Origin of the sequence: Xenorhabdus santafensis, assembly GCF_033949405.1 — a bacterium.
Lineage (GTDB): Bacteria > Pseudomonadota > Gammaproteobacteria > Enterobacterales > Enterobacteriaceae > Xenorhabdus > Xenorhabdus santafensis.
Map to the genome: position 1 here is coordinate 1 of NZ_VCDN01000272.1, position 358 is coordinate 358.

At 41.6% G+C, this 358-nt stretch carries 1 protein-coding gene; it reads left to right on the forward strand.

The genetic code is table 11. The annotated features are described in order from the left end of the window. A partial coding sequence (locus FE392_RS22470; RefSeq protein ID WP_319931905.1) for an aminotransferase class V-fold PLP-dependent enzyme occupies positions 1-287 on the forward strand: 287 nt, incomplete at its 5' end. Between the last annotated feature and the right edge of the window lie 71 nt (positions 288-358).

Genomic DNA, 358 nt, shown 5'->3' on the forward strand with positions numbered 1-358 from the left:
ACTTGGAATATCGCTTACCACATGTGTTGAATATCAGTTTTACAGGAATGAACATTGAACCATTTCTTGTGAACTTAGATTTAGCTGGCATTGCAGTATCAAGTGGTTCTGCTTGTACAGCTGGTTCGATTGATCCATCACATGTATTAGTAGCGATGTTTGGAAAAGACTCCGATCAAATACGTTCATCCGTACGCTTTAGTTTCGGTCTTGGAAATACGAAAGAGCAAATTGAAAAAGCGGCGTACGAAACAGTGAAAATCGTGAAGCGATTAACACAAAATTAGCATGGGAGGTGACATGATGAACAAACTACCTCATGAAACACGCGTTGTCATCGGGATGTCCGGTGGCGTCG